This window comes from Pseudomonas sp. RIT288 (assembly GCF_000631985.1).
In the GTDB taxonomy this organism is placed as follows: Bacteria; Pseudomonadota; Gammaproteobacteria; order Pseudomonadales; family Pseudomonadaceae; genus Aquipseudomonas.
Window position 1 is genome coordinate 18,725 of record NZ_JFYN01000001.1, and the last position, 16,195, is coordinate 34,919.

The 16,195-nt window shown below is 61.6% G+C and carries 14 protein-coding genes; 1 reads left to right on the forward strand and 13 read right to left on the reverse strand.

Features of this window, described 5'->3' with window-relative positions:
- Window positions 1-178: 178 nt before the first annotated feature.
- The 10 genes from trpE to BW33_RS00145 form a co-directional block, all read right to left on the reverse strand.
- Complete coding sequence (trpE, locus tag BW33_RS00100) at window positions 179-1,660, reverse strand: anthranilate synthase component I (protein WP_047596415.1); 1,482 nt, start codon at window positions 1,658-1,660, stop codon at window positions 179-181.
- Window positions 1,661-1,730: 70 nt separating this feature from the next.
- Window positions 1,731-2,549: a phosphoglycolate phosphatase gene (locus tag BW33_RS00105; RefSeq protein ID WP_047596416.1), complete on the reverse strand. Its 819-nt coding sequence runs from the start codon at window positions 2,547-2,549 to the stop codon at window positions 1,731-1,733.
- Window positions 2,546-3,220, reverse strand: a complete 675-nt coding sequence (gene rpe, locus BW33_RS00110) for a ribulose-phosphate 3-epimerase (RefSeq protein WP_003228808.1) — start codon at window positions 3,218-3,220, stop codon at window positions 2,546-2,548. The genes BW33_RS00105 and rpe overlap by 4 nt, the downstream gene beginning before the upstream one ends.
- 80 nt (window positions 3,221-3,300) lie before the next feature.
- A complete protein-coding gene (locus tag BW33_RS00115) occupies window positions 3,301-4,449 on the reverse strand; it encodes an iron-containing alcohol dehydrogenase (protein WP_047596417.1) in 1,149 nt (382 codons plus the stop codon).
- 194 nt (window positions 4,450-4,643) lie between these two features.
- Window positions 4,644-5,468, reverse strand: a complete 825-nt coding sequence (locus BW33_RS00120) for an ABC transporter permease (RefSeq protein ID WP_047596419.1) — start codon at window positions 5,466-5,468, stop codon at window positions 4,644-4,646.
- 12 nt (window positions 5,469-5,480) lie between these two features.
- The gene (locus tag BW33_RS00125) at window positions 5,481-6,728 is read right to left on the reverse strand and encodes an ABC transporter permease (RefSeq protein ID WP_047596421.1); all 1,248 of its coding nucleotides are present in this window, start codon (window positions 6,726-6,728) and stop codon (window positions 5,481-5,483) included.
- A gap of 180 nt (window positions 6,729-6,908) precedes the next feature.
- Window positions 6,909-7,952 (reverse strand): ABC transporter substrate-binding protein, encoded by a 1,044-nt coding sequence (locus BW33_RS00130; RefSeq protein ID WP_047596422.1) that lies wholly within the window; start codon window positions 7,950-7,952, stop codon window positions 6,909-6,911.
- Window positions 7,953-8,000: 48 nt separating this feature from the next.
- Entirely contained in the window at window positions 8,001-9,125 is a 1,125-nt protein-coding gene (locus BW33_RS00135) for an ABC transporter ATP-binding protein (RefSeq protein WP_007966453.1), read from the reverse strand.
- A 331-nt stretch (window positions 9,126-9,456) separates the two neighbouring features.
- The gene (locus tag BW33_RS00140) at window positions 9,457-10,086 is read right to left on the reverse strand and encodes a response regulator (protein ID WP_047596423.1); all 630 of its coding nucleotides are present in this window, start codon (window positions 10,084-10,086) and stop codon (window positions 9,457-9,459) included.
- Between the two features lie 91 nt (window positions 10,087-10,177).
- On the reverse strand, window positions 10,178-12,571 hold the full coding sequence (locus tag BW33_RS00145; protein WP_047596424.1) for a PAS domain-containing sensor histidine kinase: 2,394 nt from the start codon (window positions 12,569-12,571) through the stop codon (window positions 10,178-10,180).
- 74 nt (window positions 12,572-12,645) lie between these two features.
- Here BW33_RS00145 and BW33_RS00150 point away from each other — a divergent pair, with 74 nt between their 5' ends.
- Complete coding sequence (locus BW33_RS00150) at window positions 12,646-13,635, forward strand: alpha/beta hydrolase family protein (RefSeq protein WP_047596425.1); 990 nt, start codon at window positions 12,646-12,648, stop codon at window positions 13,633-13,635.
- A gap of 93 nt (window positions 13,636-13,728) precedes the next feature.
- Here the strand turns inward: BW33_RS00150 and BW33_RS00155 are convergent, their stop codons facing one another.
- From BW33_RS00155 to BW33_RS00165, 3 genes are read right to left on the reverse strand one after another with little or no spacing between them, the layout of a single operon-like run.
- Complete coding sequence (locus BW33_RS00155) at window positions 13,729-14,496, reverse strand: TerB family tellurite resistance protein (protein ID WP_047596426.1); 768 nt, start codon at window positions 14,494-14,496, stop codon at window positions 13,729-13,731.
- 1 nt (window position 14,497) lies between these two features.
- Window positions 14,498-15,169 (reverse strand): N-acetylmuramate alpha-1-phosphate uridylyltransferase MurU, encoded by a 672-nt coding sequence (murU, locus tag BW33_RS00160; protein ID WP_047596427.1) that lies wholly within the window; start codon window positions 15,167-15,169, stop codon window positions 14,498-14,500.
- Window positions 15,166-16,185, reverse strand: coding sequence for an aminoglycoside phosphotransferase family protein (locus BW33_RS00165; protein WP_047596428.1), 1,020 nt, complete (start codon window positions 16,183-16,185; stop codon window positions 15,166-15,168). Before BW33_RS00165 ends, murU begins: the two co-directional genes overlap by 4 nt.
- Between the last annotated feature and the right edge of the window lie 10 nt (window positions 16,186-16,195).

Consider the following 16,195-nt stretch of genomic DNA (forward strand, 5'->3'; position numbering starts at 1 on the left):
GGGTTTAGCGCAGGCATAAAAAACGCGGTGCCCTCACAGGCGCCGCGTTTTTTTTATGGCTGAACACAAGCAAATGTAGGCGTTAGCCTGCTCGCGATGGCGGTGGAACAGTCAACATCAAGGTGAATGTCAGACCGAAATCGCGAGCAGGCTCACTCCTACAGGGGTTTTGCGTGGATCAGGCGTCCGGGGTCTGCTCAGCCAGGGCCACGGCGCGGAACATCGCGCGGCGTTTGTTCAGGGTTTCTTCCCATTCCAGCGCCGGCACCGAGTCGGCAACGATGCCGCCACCGGCCTGCACGTGCAGTTCGCCGTTCTTGATCACCGCGGTACGAATCGCAATCGCGGTGTCCATGTTGCCGTTCCAGGCGAAGTAACCGACCGCGCCGCCATACACGCCACGCTTGACCGGCTCCAGCTCGTCGATGATTTCCATCGCACGGATCTTCGGCGCGCCAGACAAGGTGCCCGCCGGCAGAATCGCCCGCAGCGCGTCCATCGCGGTCAGCCCGGCCTTCAACTGGCCGGTGACGTTGGAGACGATGTGCATCACGTTGGAATAACGCTCGATAACCATTTTCTCGGTGAGTTTCACCGAGCCGATTTCCGAAACGCGTCCAGTGTCGTTACGACCGAGGTCGATCAGCATCAGGTGCTCGGCGATCTCTTTGTCGTCCGACAGCAGGTCTTCTTCCAGCGCCAGATCCGCTTCTTCGGTAGCGCCACGCGGCCGAGTACCGGCAATCGGGCGCACGGTGATCAGGTTGTCTTCGACCCGCACCAGCACTTCCGGCGAACTGCCGACGACGTGGAAGTCGCCGAAGTTGAAGAAGTACATGTACGGCGTCGGGTTGAAGCAACGCAGGGCACGATAGAGGTCGATTGGCGCAGCCTTGAAGTCAATCGACATGCGCTGCGACGGCACGACCTGCATGCAGTCACCGGCGAGGATGTATTCCTTGATGGTGTCGACGGCTTTTTCGTAGTCGCTCTGGGTGAAACTGGAGCGGAACAGCGGATCAGCCGCTTGTTGCTTGCTGAAATCCAGGCCACGGCGCGGGGTGATCGGCTGGCGCAGTTTCTCCAGCAACGCCTGCAATTGCGCCTGGCCCTGCTCGTAAGCATCGGCTTGCGCCGGGTCAGCGAGGACAATCGCGTGCATCTTGCCGGCGAGGTTGTCGAACACCACCACCGCATCAGACACCATCAGCAGAATGTCCGGCACGCCCAGTGGGTCCGGGTTCGGGCACTTGCCCAGACGCTTCTCGACATAACGCACACAGTCATAACCGAAGTAACCGACCAGGCCACCGTTGAAACGCGGCAGACCGGCGATGGTCGGTACGTTGTAGCGGGCCTTGAAGGTTTCGACGAAGGCCAGCGGATCTTCGACGTCATGGCTTTCGGTCTCGACGCCATCGACGGTGATGCTCACGTGATGGTCGTGCACCCGCAGCACGGTGCGGCACGGCAGGCCGATGATCGAGTAACGGCCCCATTTCTCGCCGCCCTGCACCGATTCGAGCAGGTAGGAGTTGGGCTGGTCGGCCAGTTTCAGGTAGATCGACAGCGGCGTGTCGAAGTCGGCCAGGGTTTCGCAGGCCAACGGAATGCGGTTGTAGCCGTCAGCGGCCAAACGCAGGAATTCTTCGCGGATCATGAGGTGCCTCGTGGTGTGAGGTGCTAACAGTCAGGTATGCAAACGCGCCGGCAAGCCGGCCAGGAACCAGTCAGGCGCGCCAACGCCAGCGGGCCAGGGCCTTGATGACTTTCATCCAGAGTTTGCGGGTGACCACCACGATGGCGTTTCCAGAATGGGATTGAGCAGCGTCGGGCAACGTTATCTCAGCGGCTGTACCGAGGCAACCGGGAATTAGCTTGCGCAGATCGTCGATCACCAGTGCCGGGGATTCCTCGGCAATCGGTCGACCGTGGTTGTAGCCGTAGCTCAGCGCCACGCACTTGACCCCCGCCGCTTTCGCCGCCAGCACGTCGCTGCGCGAATCGCCGACGAACAGCGATTGCGAGGCCGGGATATTGGCCATTTTCATCACGAAGAACAGTGCGGCCGGATCAGGCTTTTTCTGCGGCAGGGTGTCGCCACCGATGATCCACTTGAAGTAGCGGCCGATCTTCATCTGATCCAGCAGCGGCGCGACAAAACGCTCCGGCTTGTTGGTGATCAGCGCCATCGCCACGCCCTGCTTGTGCAGCCATTTGAGGGTGTCGCGCACGCCGGGATAGACCACGGTCAGCTCATGGCTGGCGCCGTAGGCGTCCATGAACACTTCCAGCGCGTGCTCGGCTTCAACGTCATCCACCGCCGAATGATCGATGCCTCCGGCCAGCGCCCGGCGCACCAGCACCGGTGCGCCGTTGCCGACCCACTCGCGCACCGCTTCGATGCCGGCAGGCTTGCGGCCGAGGGAGAGCAGCATGGTGTCCACCGCCGCCGCCAGGTCGGGAACCGAGTCGATCAACGTGCCATCCAGATCGAACATCACCAACCGTGGCAGTTGCCCCGGGAACAGCTGCTCAAAACCGCTCATGGGCGCGCCAGCGCCAGTTCGGAACGCATCTTGTCGATGACTTCCTGATAGTTCGGCGCATTGAAGATCGCCGAGCCGGCGACGAAGGTGTCAGCACCGGCCGCGGCGATTTCACGGATATTGTTGACGTTGACGCCGCCGTCGATTTCCAGACGGATGTCCCGCCCCGAGGCATCGATGATCGCCCGCGCTTCGCGCAACTTGTCGAGGGTACCGGGGATGAACTTCTGCCCGCCGAAGCCCGGGTTGACGCTCATCAGCAAGACCATGTCGACCTTGTCGATCACGTACTTGAGCACGTCCAGCGGGGTCGCCGGGTTGAACACCAGGCCGGATTTGCAGCCACCTTCACGGATCAGTTGCAGCGAACGATCGACGTGCAGCGTGGCTTCCGGGTGGAAGGTGATGTAAGTCGCGCCGGCCTCGATGAAGTCGCCGACGATGCGATCCACCGGGCTGACCATCAGGTGCGCGTCGATCGGCGCGGTGATGCCGTACTTGCGCAATGCCGCGCAAACCATCGGGCCGATAGTCAGGTTCGGCACGTAGTGGTTGTCCATGACATCGAAGTGAACGAAGTCGGCACCGGCGGCCAGAACGTTGTCCACTTCCTCGCCGAGGCGGGCGAAGTCGGCGGAGAGAATCGACGGAGCAATTACGAAGGGCTGCATGACGCACCTTTTCTGAGCTAAATCACGATGGCGCGCATTGTATACCTCAAGTTTCCGTGCGCGCACCGTGACCGCGATGATCAGTACGCCGCTCGGTAGATCTTCTCGATATCCGCAGCGCTGAGCTTGCGCGGGTTGTTGCGCATCAAACGCTCGATTCCCGCGGCCTCCACGGCCATGGCCGGGATCGCCTCTTCCGGGACGCCAAAACTGCGCAGCCCGGCAGGAATTTCCACCGCCGCGCACAGTTCGGCCATCGCCTGCACGGCTTTGTCCGCCGCCTCGGTGGCGCTCAGATGAGCGGTCTTCACCCCCATGGCTTCGGCGATATCCTGCATGCGCTCGACGCAGGCCATCTTGTTCCAGGTCATGACATACGGCAGCAGCAAGGCATTACTGACACCGTGGGCGATGTTGAAGCGCCCGCCCAACGGATAGGCCAACGCATGCACCGCGCCGACCCCGGCATTGCCGAACGCCATGCCGGCCATCAGGCTGGCGGTGGCCATGTCTTCCCGGGCTTGCAGATTGGCGCCATTGGCGTAGGCCTTGGGCAGCGACCGAGCGATCAACTTGATTGCGCCGATGGCCAGCGAGTCGGTGATCGGTGAAGCGTTGACCGACAGATAGGATTCGATGGCATGCACCAGCGCATCGACGCCACTGGCGGCGGTGACGCTGCGCGGGCAGGTCAGGGTCATCTGCGGACTGACCAGCGCCACGTCCGGCAACAGGTAATCGCTGACGATGCCTTTCTTCAGTTGCGCGACCTTGTCAGAGAGGATCGCCACGTTGGTCACTTCCGAACCGGTGCCGGCGGTGGTCGGGATGGCGATCAACGGTGGGCCTTTACGCGGCACCTGATCGACGCCGAACAGATCTTCCAGCGCGCCGTGGTATCCGGCATACGCCGCGACACTCTTGGCGATGTCAATGGCACTGCCGCCGCCGAGACCGATCAAGCCGTCATGCCCGCCCTCGCGGTACACGCGCATGCAATCTTCGACGATGGCGATTTCCGGGTCCGGCAGCACCCGATCAAAAATCTCGTACTCGCGCCCGCCCAATTGGCACAGCGCCAGCTCCACGGTGCCGGACTTGACCAGCGCGGCGTCGGTGACGATCAGCGGGTTGTCGATGTCGAGGCGAGTGAGTTCGGCGGCCAGTTGCTCGATAGCCCCGGCGCCGGTGATCAGTTTGTGAGCGATTTTGAACTGGGACAGACTCATCGTGCGCAGCCTCTTATAGATGTGGGAGCTGAGCACTAGCGTAGCTGGGGATTTGGGGTTGTCTGCTATTCAGGTGGTGAATGACCAACGACTACCCCCTGTAGGAGCTGCCGAAGGCTGCGATCCTTTGATCTTTGTTTTCAGGATCAGGATCAAAAGATCGCAGCCTTCGGCAGCTCCTACAGGGGACCGCATCAGACCTGAGCGGTACGCAGTTTTTCGCTGCGACCGCGCAGCCATTCGAGGGTTAACAGCAGGATGACGGAGAAGGCGATCAGCAAGGTGGCCGCAGCCGCAATCGTCGGGCTGAGGTTCTCGCGGATCCCGCTGAACATCTGCCGTGGCAAGGTCGCTTGCTCGGGGCCGGCGAGGAACAGCGTCACCACCACCTCATCGAACGACGTCGCAAAGGCAAACAACGCCCCGGAAATCACCCCAGGCGCAATCAACGGCAGAGTCACCCGGCGGAACGTGGTCAGCGGCGAAGCCCCCAGACTGGCCGCCGCCCGCACCAGATTGTGGTTGAACCCCTGCAACGTCGCCGACACAGTGATGATAACGAACGGCACACCCAGCACCGCGTGCACCACGATCAGCGAGAAGAAACTGTTGCCCAGCCCCAGCGGTGCGAAGAACAGATAACTCGCCACACCAATGATCACCACCGGCACCACCATCGGCGAAATCACCAGCGCCATCACCAGCGCCTTGCCGGGGAAATCGCCACGGGTCAGGCCGATCGCGGCCAGCGTACCGAAGACCATCGCCAGCACCGTGGCCGCCGGGGCGACGATGATGCTGTTCTTCAGCGCGCGCATCCACTCCGCCGAAGCGAAGAAGTCGTGATACCAGTGCAGAGAAAAGCCCTGCAGCGGATACACCAGGAAACTGCCCGAGTTGAACGACAGCGGCACGATGACCAGCACCGGCAGAATCAGGAACAGCAGGATCAGGCCGCAGAGAATCCGCAAGCTGTAGAACCACACCCGTTCGATGGGCGACATGTAAGGACTCAGCATTTCAAATTCCCCTTAGCTCAGGCGCAGGCGACTGGCGCCCACCAGCCAGCTGTAGATCAGATAAAGCACCACGGTCGCCAGCAGCAACAAGCCGCCCAGCGCAGTGGCCATGCCCCAGTTGATGCTGGTGTTGGTGTAGAACGCGACGAAGTAGCTGACCATCTGATCGTTCGGGCTGCCGAGCAGCGCCGGGGTGATGTAGTAGCCGATGGCGAGGATGAACACCAACAGGCAACCGGCACCGACGCCGGCATAGGTCTGCGGGAAATACACCCGCCAGAAACTGGCGAACGGATGGCAGCCCAGCGAAATCGCAGCGCGCATGTAGGTTGGCGAGATGCCTTTCATCACGCTGTAGATCGGCAGGATCATGAACGGCAGCAGGATGTGCACCATCGAGATGTAGACCCCGGTGCGGTTGAACACCAGTTCCAGCGGCTTATCGATGATGCCCATGGCCACCAGCGCACTGTTGATCAGCCCACCCGATTGCAGCAATACGATCCACGCCGCGACCCGCACCAGAATCGAGGTCCAGAACGGCAGCAGCACCAGAATCATCAGCAGGTTGCTCTGCCGCGATGGCAGGTTCGCCAGCAGGTAGGCCAGTGGATAGGCGAGGACCAGGCAGATCACGGTGATGATCAAGCCCATCCAGAACGTGCGGGCGAAGATGTCGAGGTAGATCGCCTGATCCGGAGTGGCCGGGGCCAGTTCGCCGAGATCATCGATACGGTGATCCACCGCCGCGAGCAAGTAGTAAGGGGTGATACTGCTGGTGTTGCGTTTGACCGCTTGCCAATAGGCCGGATCGCCCCAACGCTCGTCGAGCGCTTCGAGGGCTTCTTTATAGGAGGCCGGTTCGCTGGCAAATGGCAGCGCGCGGGCCGTTTTGGTCAGCAGGCTGCGATAGCCGGCCAACTCCATGTTCAAGCGCTTGGACAGATCGCCCAAGGTCTGGTTTTTGCGAGCTTCGGCGAGATCTTCGCCCGCCGCTTTGTACACCGGTTCAGCCGGCAGGCCGCGGCCGTCCCAACTGGCGATGGCCGCCACGGTGCGCGGCATGCCGCCGACCACTTCCGGGTTGCCGACGCTTTTATAGAGCAGCGCCACGATCGGCACCAGGAACACCAGCAACAGAAACAGCACCAGCGGCGCAATCAATGCCTGGGCCTTCCAGCGGTTGACCCGCTCGGCGCGCTTGAGCTTCTGCTTCAAGGTGGGGCTGGCGCCCTCGTTCAGGGGAACGGCGATGGCCATGACGTACTCCGCAAATCTTTGGATGGGCGGCATCACCTACAGCGACACCGCATTACCTCAACACACAAGCGACACCTCACTCCTGTAGGAGCTGTCGAGTGCAACGAGGCTGCGATCTCTTGATCTTCAAAGGCAAAGCCAAAAGATCGCAGCCTGCGGCAGCTCCTACAGGGCGAAGGATTACTTCGCAGCCCAGGAATTGAAGCGCTGTTCCAGTTGCTCGCCGTTGTCAGCCCAGAAGCTGACGTCGATCTGCACCTGGTTGGCGATGTTTTCCGGGGTGGTCGGCATGTCTTTCAGCACATCCTTGTTCAGCAGCGGTACGGCTTGAGTATTGGCCGGGCCGTAGGCGATGTTCTCCGAGTAGGTCTTCTGTTGCTGCGGCTGGACCGAGTAGGCGATGAATTTCTTCGCCGCTTCGGCGCGCTTGGCGTCCAGGCCTTTCGGGATGGCCCAGGCATCGAAGTCGTAGATGCCGCCGTTCCACACCACTTTCAGGTTGGATTCTTTCTGCACGGCGGCGATGCGACCGTTGTAGGCCGAGCTCATGACCACGTCACCGGAAGCAAGGTATTGCGGCGGTTGTGCACCGGCCTCCCACCACTGAATGCTTGGCTTGAGTTCATCGAGTTTCTTGAACGCGCGATCCTGACCACCTTTGCTCGCCAGCTCTTTGTAGACGTCTTTCGGTGCAACCCCGTCGGCCATCAGCGCGAATTCCAGGGTGTACTTGGCGCCTTTGCGCAGGCCACGCTTGCCCGGGAATTTCTTGGTGTCCCAGAAATCGGCCCAACTGGTTGGCGCGGTTTTCAGCTTGTCGGCGTTGTACGCGAGCACGGTCGACCAGACGAAGAAGCCCACGCCGCACGGTTGAATTGCGCCTTTGACGTAATCCTCGGTTTTGCCGAACAGTGCCGGGTCGAGTTGTTCGAACATGTCTTCATCGCAACCACGGGACAGCTCTGGCGATTCGACTTCCACCAGATCCCACGACACGCTCTTGGTGTCGACCATGGCTTTGACCTTGGCCATTTCGCCGTTGTACTCACCGGCAACGATCTTGCCGTTGCCCGCCGCTTCCCACGGTGCATAGAAGGCTTTGACTTGCGCCGCCTTGTTCGCCCCGCCAAACGACACCACAGTCAGATCGGGACCGGCGGCCATTGCGCTGGCCGCACCCATCAGGCCCAGGGTCAGGGCGGTGAACTTCAGGGATCTCAACATTTATTGTTCTCTCCACGTGCAGGGTTGGTGTTGGTATTGCCGGGGCGCTTAGTGCGCCTCTAGAAGAGGATCGAGCGCGCGAACGTGCTCGACCTGCCAGCCAAGCGGAACCACGTCCCCGACCGCGAGCGCTGGATCGAGCTCGGCAATCGGCTGTTTCACGAAGAAGTCGGTCTTGCCGCAGACTTCCAGGCGCACCCGGACGTGGTCGCCCAGATAGATGAATTCCGCCACCCTCCCTGAGAAGCGGTTGACGCATTGGTCGCTCGAGCCGTTGAGGCTGACGCGCTCCGGGCGGATCGACAGAGTCACCGGTTCGCCGGTCTGGCCGACGTTGACCGCCAGCGCCTCGACCTTCTCGCCACGGCCCAGTTCGACCACGCAACGCTCGCCGCTCTGGCTGAGCAGACGGCCGTTGAGGCGGTTGTTCTCGCCGATGAAGTTGGCGACGAAGGTGTTTTTCGGTTCTTCGTAGAGCGTGCGCGGCGGCGCGATCTGCTGGATCTCGCCCTGATGGAACACGGCGACGCGGTCGGACATGGTCAGGGCTTCACCCTGGTCGTGAGTCACGTAGACCACGGTCACGCCGAGGCGCTGGTGCAGGTGCTTGATCTCCATCTGCATGTGTTCGCGCAGTTGCTTGTCGAGTGCACCCAGCGGTTCGTCCATCAGCACCAGTTGCGGTTCGAACACCAGCGCCCGCGCCAGCGCCACACGCTGCTGCTGACCGCCGGAGAGTTGTGCCGGATAGCGCGAAGCGAACGCGTCGAGCTGGACCATGCTCAGGACTTTCTTGACCTTGTCGCTGACGTCGCTCTTGTTCAGGCCACGTACGGTCAACGGGAAGGCGAGGTTCTCCGCCACGGTCATGTGCGGGAACAGCGCGTAGTTCTGGAACACCATGCCGATGTCACGCTTGTGCGGCGGCACGTTGTTGATTGCACGGCCGGCCAGGAGGATTTCACCGGCGGTCGGGGTTTCGAACCCGGCGAGCATCATCAGGCTGGTGGTCTTGCCCGAACCGGACGGCCCGAGCAGGGTCAGGAACTCGCCTTTGCGAATGTCCAGGTTGAGGTCTTTGACGATCAGGTTCTCGCCGTCGTAGCTCTTCTGCACTCCACGAAAGCTGACCAGCACGTCACTGGCCCCTGCGTTTGAATCGACCTGGCTCATACCCACACCTTTGTTATTGGTAACTGCTGTGGATTAAGCCTAGTGGCTGGCGCCAGCCACGCAAATCGGGGCGCAGGAGAGAATCGCCTCAGCCGGATGGAAGGTTGGGGGTAGGGATTGCCCTACAGGGATGGCGCGTTTTGGCAAACGAGCGACGAGCGCCAAGCTGCGAGCCGCAAGAACAAGCAAAAGCGGTTGTCGCTAATGGATATGCCCACACGGTTCTAACTGTAGGAGCTGCCGAGGGCTGCGATCTTTTGATCTTGATCTTATGAAAACAAGATCAAAAGATCACAGCCTTGGGCAGCTCCTACACACGGGATCAATGTGCTTAGAGGAGTTTGTGTTCCATCGCGTATTTGACCAGTTCGGCCAGCGAGGTGATGTTGAGTTTCTGCATCAGCCGCGCCTTGTGCGTGCTGATGGTCTTGCTGCTCAGCGCCAATTGTTGGGCGATATCGTTGACGTTGGCGCCTTGGGCCAGGCGTTCGAACACCGAGAACTCACGTTCGGACAGCAGCGAATGCAGCGGACGCGTGTCAGTCAGGCCGACTTCGAAGACCATGCGGTCGGCCAGTTCCGGGTCGATGTAGCGCCCGCCGGCCGCCACTTTGCGAATCGCCGTCAGCAATAGCGCCGGATCGCTGTCCTTGGTCGCATAACCAGCGGCCCCGACCTTCAGCGCACGGGCAGCCATTTGCGCTTCGTCGTGCATCGACAGCACCAGAATCGCCGGTGGATTGTTCAGCGCGCGGATCCGCGGGATGGCTTCCAGGCCATTGACGCCGGGCATGGAAATATCGAGCAGCACCACTTCGCACGGCACATGGCGCAAGGTTTCGAGGAGCTGCTCGCCATTGCTCGCCTCCCCCACCACTTGCAGATCCTTGGCCAGGCCGATCAATTGCTTGATGCCTTCACGGACGATGGTGTGGTCTTCGGCTACCAGTACGCGGATCACTTGCACTCTCCTCGGTTGTGTTTTTAAGGGCAAAAGATCGCAGCCTTTGGCAGTTCCTACAGGAATATGCGATCAATGCAGGCTGCGATCTTTAGCGATCCAAAGGCACCCACACATTCAGACTGGTGCCCTCCCCCGGCTCACTCTCAAGCAACAACCGCCCGCCCATGATCAGCACCCGCTCGCGCATACCGACCAAACCAAAGGACGTCGGCCGGCCCGCCGCAGAGACAAAGCCTACGCCATCATCGCTGACCGTCAGACACAACTCGTCGCCTTCCAGCGCCAGCGTCAGCTCCACAGTATGCGCCTGAGCATGGCGCATGACGTTGGTCAGCGCCTCCTGCAGGATACGGAACAGGCCAATCGCCTTGGCATCGGTGAGCGCCGGCAGATTGTCCGGCACCTGCACCAGACACGGAATCTGCGTGCGCGCCTCGAAGCGCCGCGCCTGCCACTCGATCGCTGAAGCGATTCCGGCATCGAGAATTGGCGGGCGCAACGCCGTCGCCACATCGCGCACCAGCTGGAACAACTGGGCGATCAGACGCTTCATGCTGTTCAACCGCTCGTGCAGCCCCGGGTCGAGTTGCGCGTAGGCCAGTTCGCACATCGAGGTTTCCAGCTTCAGCACCGTGAGCATCTGCCCCAGCTCATCGTGCACTTCGCGGGCGATGCGCGCCTTCTCTTCTTCGCGCACGCTTTCCAGGTGCGCCGACAATTCGCGCAGTTGTTCGCGGGAGGCGGCGAGCTCCAGCTCAATGCGCTTGCTTTCGCTGATGTCCCAGACGATGCCGTCCCAGACATAGGCGCCATCCTCCAGCTGTCGGGTGATTGCCTTGATCTCGGCCCAGCGTTGTTCGCCCTGACGGGTGAGGATGCGGCCCTGCCACGACCAGTCACTGTCGGTGTCCAGCGCCTGATCCTGAGTCTGGTGGTAACTGGCCTTGTCATCCGGATGCACCAGACTGCGCAAACCCATGTCGCGGTGGGCGATGGCGGCCGGCGCGTAGCCGACCAGACTCTCGCTGCCCTCGCTGATGTAGGCGAAATCGATCTGCCCGGTCACCGGCGCCCGCTCCAGGCGAAACACCAGTCCCGGTACGTTGGCGGCGATGCCTTGCAGGCGCGCTTCACTTTCCTGCAACGCGGCCAGGGCGCGGCGACGCTCAGTGACGTCGGTGAGATAAACCACCAGATACTCGCTGTCGCGAAAACGCAGAAAACTCAGCGAGACGTCCGCCGGCAGGACGCTGCCATCGGCGCGCAAGCAACTGGTTTCAAAGCTCAGCGGCCCCTCTTCACTGGCCCGCGCGCGTTTCCACAGGTTGAGCCAGCGGTCCATGTGCAGACCGGGTTCGAAGTCGATCAACGGCCGTTCAATCAGCGCGCCCTGTGAATAACCGAGCATGTGTTCCGCCGCCCGGTTGGCGTAGCGCACATGGCTGTCCCAGTTGACCCAGAGAATGCCGACGGTGCTTTGGTCGATGGAAAACTGGGTCAGGCGCAAGGCTTCTTCGCTGGCCGCGCGCAGGGCGATGTCTTCCCGGGCGGCCAGCAGACGCTGTTCGAGGCTGTGTTGCTGGCGTCGTTGCCAGACCACGATGGCCACACAACTGAGCAGCAACACCGCGAACAGCAGACTGAGGTTCTGCCAGAACCCCGGCGACTCGGTGAGCCGCGGGTACTTGGGTTGCAGCCATTGGTTGTGCAGGCGCTCCAGATCCTTGGCCGGGATTGCCCGCAAGGCGCTTTCGATGATCCCGGCCAACTGCGGCCAGTCGCGCCGCGTGGCAACCCGCAACAGCTGCGGCAAGCCGATATCGCCGACCACCACCAACCCGGCGAACTCAGGTTCGGCGGACAACCGCCCGAGTTGTGCTTCATCTATCACGGCGTAGGACGCTTGTTGGGTCAACAACAGTTGCAGTGCCTGACGCTCCAGCGGCACGCCTTGCAGATTCAGATGGGGATAGGTGCTGCGTAAATAGTCCGCCGTCACGCTGGGCATGCGCACGGCGACGCGAGACAGGCTGTCGAGTTTTTCCAGCTCGACCACGCCGCCGCTTTTCTGGTCGCTGACCACCAGTTGCGGCACACGCATGTAGGGATCGGAAAACAACCAAAGGCGCAGCGCACCCGGGGTCTGGGTCAGGCCCGGGGCGATGTCGATTTCGCCTTCGCGGGCGGCTTCCTCCAGTTGCGCCAGATCCTGAAAATTGCGCCAGCTCAGCTCGACATTCAGGGTTTTGGCCAGCGCCTTCATCAATTCGACATTGGCCCCGGACAGTCGCTGCAAGCGCCGGTCGTATTGCGCGTACGGCGCCTGCAATACCAGGCCGACGCGCAGCTCACGGTGCTGCGCCAGCCATTGCTGCTCGCCGGGCGTCAACAGCGCTGCATGCGCCGCCGGCGCAGACGCCGCCCAGCCCATCAAGGGAAAACACAACCAGCCGATAACCCACAGGCAGCAAAAACGCATCATTGAAGTCTCGTACACTGACAAATTCTGACCAACCCATTAGGCTGCCGGGATACTTTTCTGGCCTGGAATAACCGATGCCCTCTGTCTACCGCCTAGCAATGCCAGCATTGTGCCTGTCGCTGATCCTGCCTTGTGCGTTTTCCGTCGAAGCCGCCGATCCGGCGCCCGCCTCCACCGCCGAACAACCGGCCGCCGAGAAACCCGCCGAACGCCAGCCACTGCTTGAGCGTAGTCAGGAAGAAGCCGCGGCACTCGAACGTAAAGTCCCGGCGCAAGAGCAGCAGCAATTGCAGGCCGGCGCCGACACTTTCCTCGCCCTCTGGAAACCGGCCAACACTGCGGAGCCCAAAGGTGCAGTGATTATTGTCCCTGGCGCCGGCGAAACCGCTGACTGGCCGCAAGTGATCGGCCCGCTGCGCAGCAAATTGCCCGACGTCGAATGGAGCAGCCTGAGTATCACCCTGCCGGATCTGCAAAGCGATGTCATCGCACCGCGGGTGATTGCGCCCGCTGCCGCACCGAAAGCCGCGGAAAGTGGCAGCAAGGATTCCACCACCGCGCAACCGATCGAACAGGCGGCGGGCGGTGAAGCGGAAGTGGCGGATCAGGTGGTGGCCGAAACGACTGAAGAACAATCCAAGGCTGACGCCGAGCGGATCTTTGCGCGGATCGATGCGGCAATCGCCTACGCCGAGCAACAAAGCGCACGCCGGGTCGTGGTCCTCGGTCACGGTACCGGCGCCTACTGGGCGGCGCGTTTCCTCAGCGAGCGGCAGAGTTCGCAGGTCGAGAAACTGGTGATGGTCGATGCGCAAACGCCGAGCAAGGCCAAGCCACAATTGGCCGAGCTGACACCGACCCTGAAGTTGCCGACCGCCGACATTTTCTACATGGACAAGGCGCTGGATCGCAACGCGGCACTGGAGCGCATGCAGGCCAGCAAGCGCTTGAAGACTTCGACCTTCAGCCAGGTGGCGCTCAAGGCGTTACCGGATAAAAAGGCTGAGCAGGAACAGTTGTTCCGGCGGGTGCGTGGCTGGTTGAATCCGCAGAAAACTGACTGATAGAAACAAAAGCAAAAGATCGCAGCCTGCGGCAGCTCCTACCTGGAAATGCGTTTCCTGTAGAAGCTGCCGCAGGCTGCGATCTTTTGATCGCTAGCGAAAATCCCGCCGCGCCCGAATCAGGGTAAACGCGTTGTGCAGCTCACGGGTTTTCTCGGTTGCGTCACGCACCTGCTCCGGCGTTGCGCCGCTGCCGGCGATCTTGTCCGGGTGATGACGGCTGAGCAGCCGTCGATAGGCACGCTTGATCTGCGCCGGCTCGCTGGTCGCCGACACGCCGAGCAGGCGCATCGCTTCCTGATAACTCACCGCCGCACTGACAATCGGCCGTTTATTCGGCTCGTAGTCATTGGCCAGCGCCTGGATCTGATGGGTTGTCCAACCCAGCCACTTACCCCACTGCGCCAATAATTCACGTTCACTGACGCCCGCACGACCGTCAGCCCAGACCATCCGCCAGCAGGCGCGCAACACACCTTCAGCGGCATGCGGCTGAGCACTCAGGCGCCGCAGATAACCACGCAAGTGATCACCACCGGCCTTGCCGCGATTGAACGCAGCAATCGCCCGACGCCGCGCCGGCTCGCTCATTTCCAGGGCGTTCATTTCATTGCGCGCCTGCTGGATATGGCCGTCCGTCACCCGCCCGTCACTCTTGGCCAGACGCCCGAGCAACACGAACAGCAGTTCGTCGTTGCGCAACATCGGCCGCCCGCCGAGTTTTTCCCGCAAGTGCCCCCAGCTTTGCAAGTGCAGACGCCGGTCCAGCGCTTGTCCCAACAATGCCCCAAGCATGGCCCCCGGAATGCTGGCGAGCGCAAAACCCGCTCCGGCTCCAATCAGAGTCCCTGGCCACAACATATCAACGACTCGCTTCTATCAATGCTTCAGCTTCGGCCAGACGCTCATGCGTACCGACATCCACCCAGTGACCTTTCAGACGCTCACCGCTGACCTGTCCGCCTGCCATGGCTTTGCGCAGCAACGGTGCGAGTTTGAACGCGCCGTCCGCGCAGCCATCGAACAACTGCGGATGGAGCACGGCAATGCCGCTGTAGGTCAGGGTCGGCGCGTCCGGCTGGCCATCGTGCACCCGGCCGTCAGTCAGGGTGAAATCGCCCGCCGGATGATGGGCCGGGTTGTCCGCCAGTACGAGATGCGCCAGACCGTTGATCGGCTGATGCAGCACGCTGAAGTCGTAATCGGTCCAGATATCGCCGTTGACCACCAGAAACGCATCGTCACCGAGCAACGGCAAGGCGCGGAAAATCCCGCCGCCGGTTTCCAGCGGCTCGCCTTCCGGCGAATACTGGATGCTCACGCCGAACGGCGAACCGTCGCCCAGGTAATCCTCGATCTGCTGACCGAGCCAGGCATGGTTGATCACGATTTCACTGAAACCGGCCGCGGCCAGCGCGCGCAGGTGATATTCGATCAACGGTACGCCACCGGCACGCACCAGCGGCTTGGGGGTGGTCAGGGTCAGCGGGCGCATGCGCTCGCCCTTGCCTGCCGCCAGAATCATCGCCTTCATGCAGTCGCTCCGCCACGCAGACTGGCGAGCAACGCCTGCAGATCCGCCAGTTCAGGACGACGCGCAATCACCGCTTCTATATAGGCGAAGAAACGTGGCACATCGGCCAGGTAGCGCGGCTTGCCATCGCGATGGCAGATCCGGGCGAAGATGCCGATGACTTTCAGATGGCGTTGTACGCCCATCAGGTCGCTGGCACGCAGGAAGTCTTCGAAATCGGCCTGCACCGGGATGTCCAGCGCCGCGGCCTGCTGCCAGTAACGTTCCAGCCAGCCACGCACGCGTTCTTCAGGCCAGCTGAGGAAAGCGTCCTTGAACAGGCAGGTGACGTCGTAGGTGACCGGGCCATAGACCGCATCCTGAAAGTCGAGCACGCCGGGATTCGGCTCGCTGAGCATCAGGTTGCGCGGCATGTAGTCGCGGTGCACCAGCACTTTCGGCTGGGCCAGGGCGCTGTCGATCAGCAGATCGCTGACGGCTTGCCATTGTTGCTGCTGTGCCGCGTCGAACTCGATGCCGAGTTCGCGCTTCACATACCACTCGGGGAACAGTTCCAGCTCACGGCGCAGCAGTGCCACGTCGTAACTCGGCAGCGGTGCGACCATCGGCAATTGCTGAAAAGCCAACAGTGCCTGCAAGGCATCGCTGAACAAAGCGTCGGCATTTTCGCTGTCGATTACGTCGAGATAGGTCTTGTTGCCCAGGTCATTGAGCAAAAGAAATCCGCGTTCGAGGTCTTCTGCATAAATTTTCGGCACGTTAATTCCGGATTTCGCCAGCAAAAAGGCGATATCCACGAACGGTTTGCAGTTTTCCTGGGGCGGTGGCGCGTCCATCACGACAAAACTGCGACCCGCGCCTTCCCAGCGGAAATACCGGCGGAAACTCGCGTCACTGCTGGCCGCGGTCAACGTGGCCGGGGGCACGGCGCCCCAGCCCTGATCTGCAAACAGGATTGCCAACTGCTCATCGAGCCAAACTTTCAGGTGTTGCAAGCGTACATCTTGGTCAGGCATTGCAAGGGTC

What these genes read in the sequence shown, in the direction of transcription:
- trpE (WP_047596415.1), bottom strand. Translation starts at nt 1,660, where the DNA reads ATGATCCGCGAAGAATTCCTGCGTTTGGCCGCTGACGGCTACAACCGC.
- BW33_RS00105 (WP_047596416.1), bottom strand. Translation starts at nt 2,549, where the DNA reads ATGAGCGGTTTTGAGCAGCTGTTCCCGGGGCAACTGCCACGGTTGGTG.
- rpe (WP_003228808.1), bottom strand. Translation starts at nt 3,220, where the DNA reads ATGCAGCCCTTCGTAATTGCTCCGTCGATTCTCTCCGCCGACTTCGCC.
- BW33_RS00115 (WP_047596417.1), bottom strand. Translation starts at nt 4,449, where the DNA reads ATGAGTCTGTCCCAGTTCAAAATCGCTCACAAACTGATCACCGGCGCC.
- BW33_RS00120 (WP_047596419.1), bottom strand. Translation starts at nt 5,468, where the DNA reads ATGCTGAGTCCTTACATGTCGCCCATCGAACGGGTGTGGTTCTACAGC.
- BW33_RS00125 (WP_047596421.1), bottom strand. Translation starts at nt 6,728, where the DNA reads ATGGCCATCGCCGTTCCCCTGAACGAGGGCGCCAGCCCCACCTTGAAG.
- BW33_RS00130 (WP_047596422.1), bottom strand. Translation starts at nt 7,952, where the DNA reads ATGTTGAGATCCCTGAAGTTCACCGCCCTGACCCTGGGCCTGATGGGT.
- BW33_RS00135 (WP_007966453.1), bottom strand. Translation starts at nt 9,125, where the DNA reads ATGAGCCAGGTCGATTCAAACGCAGGGGCCAGTGACGTGCTGGTCAGC.
- BW33_RS00145 (WP_047596424.1), bottom strand. Translation starts at nt 12,571, where the DNA reads ATGATGCGTTTTTGCTGCCTGTGGGTTATCGGCTGGTTGTGTTTTCCC.
- BW33_RS00150 (WP_047596425.1), top strand. Translation starts at nt 12,646, where the DNA reads ATGCCCTCTGTCTACCGCCTAGCAATGCCAGCATTGTGCCTGTCGCTG.
- BW33_RS00155 (WP_047596426.1), bottom strand. Translation starts at nt 14,496, where the DNA reads ATGTTGTGGCCAGGGACTCTGATTGGAGCCGGAGCGGGTTTTGCGCTC.
- murU (WP_047596427.1), bottom strand. Translation starts at nt 15,169, where the DNA reads ATGAAGGCGATGATTCTGGCGGCAGGCAAGGGCGAGCGCATGCGCCCG.
- BW33_RS00165 (WP_047596428.1), bottom strand. Translation starts at nt 16,185, where the DNA reads ATGCCTGACCAAGATGTACGCTTGCAACACCTGAAAGTTTGGCTCGAT.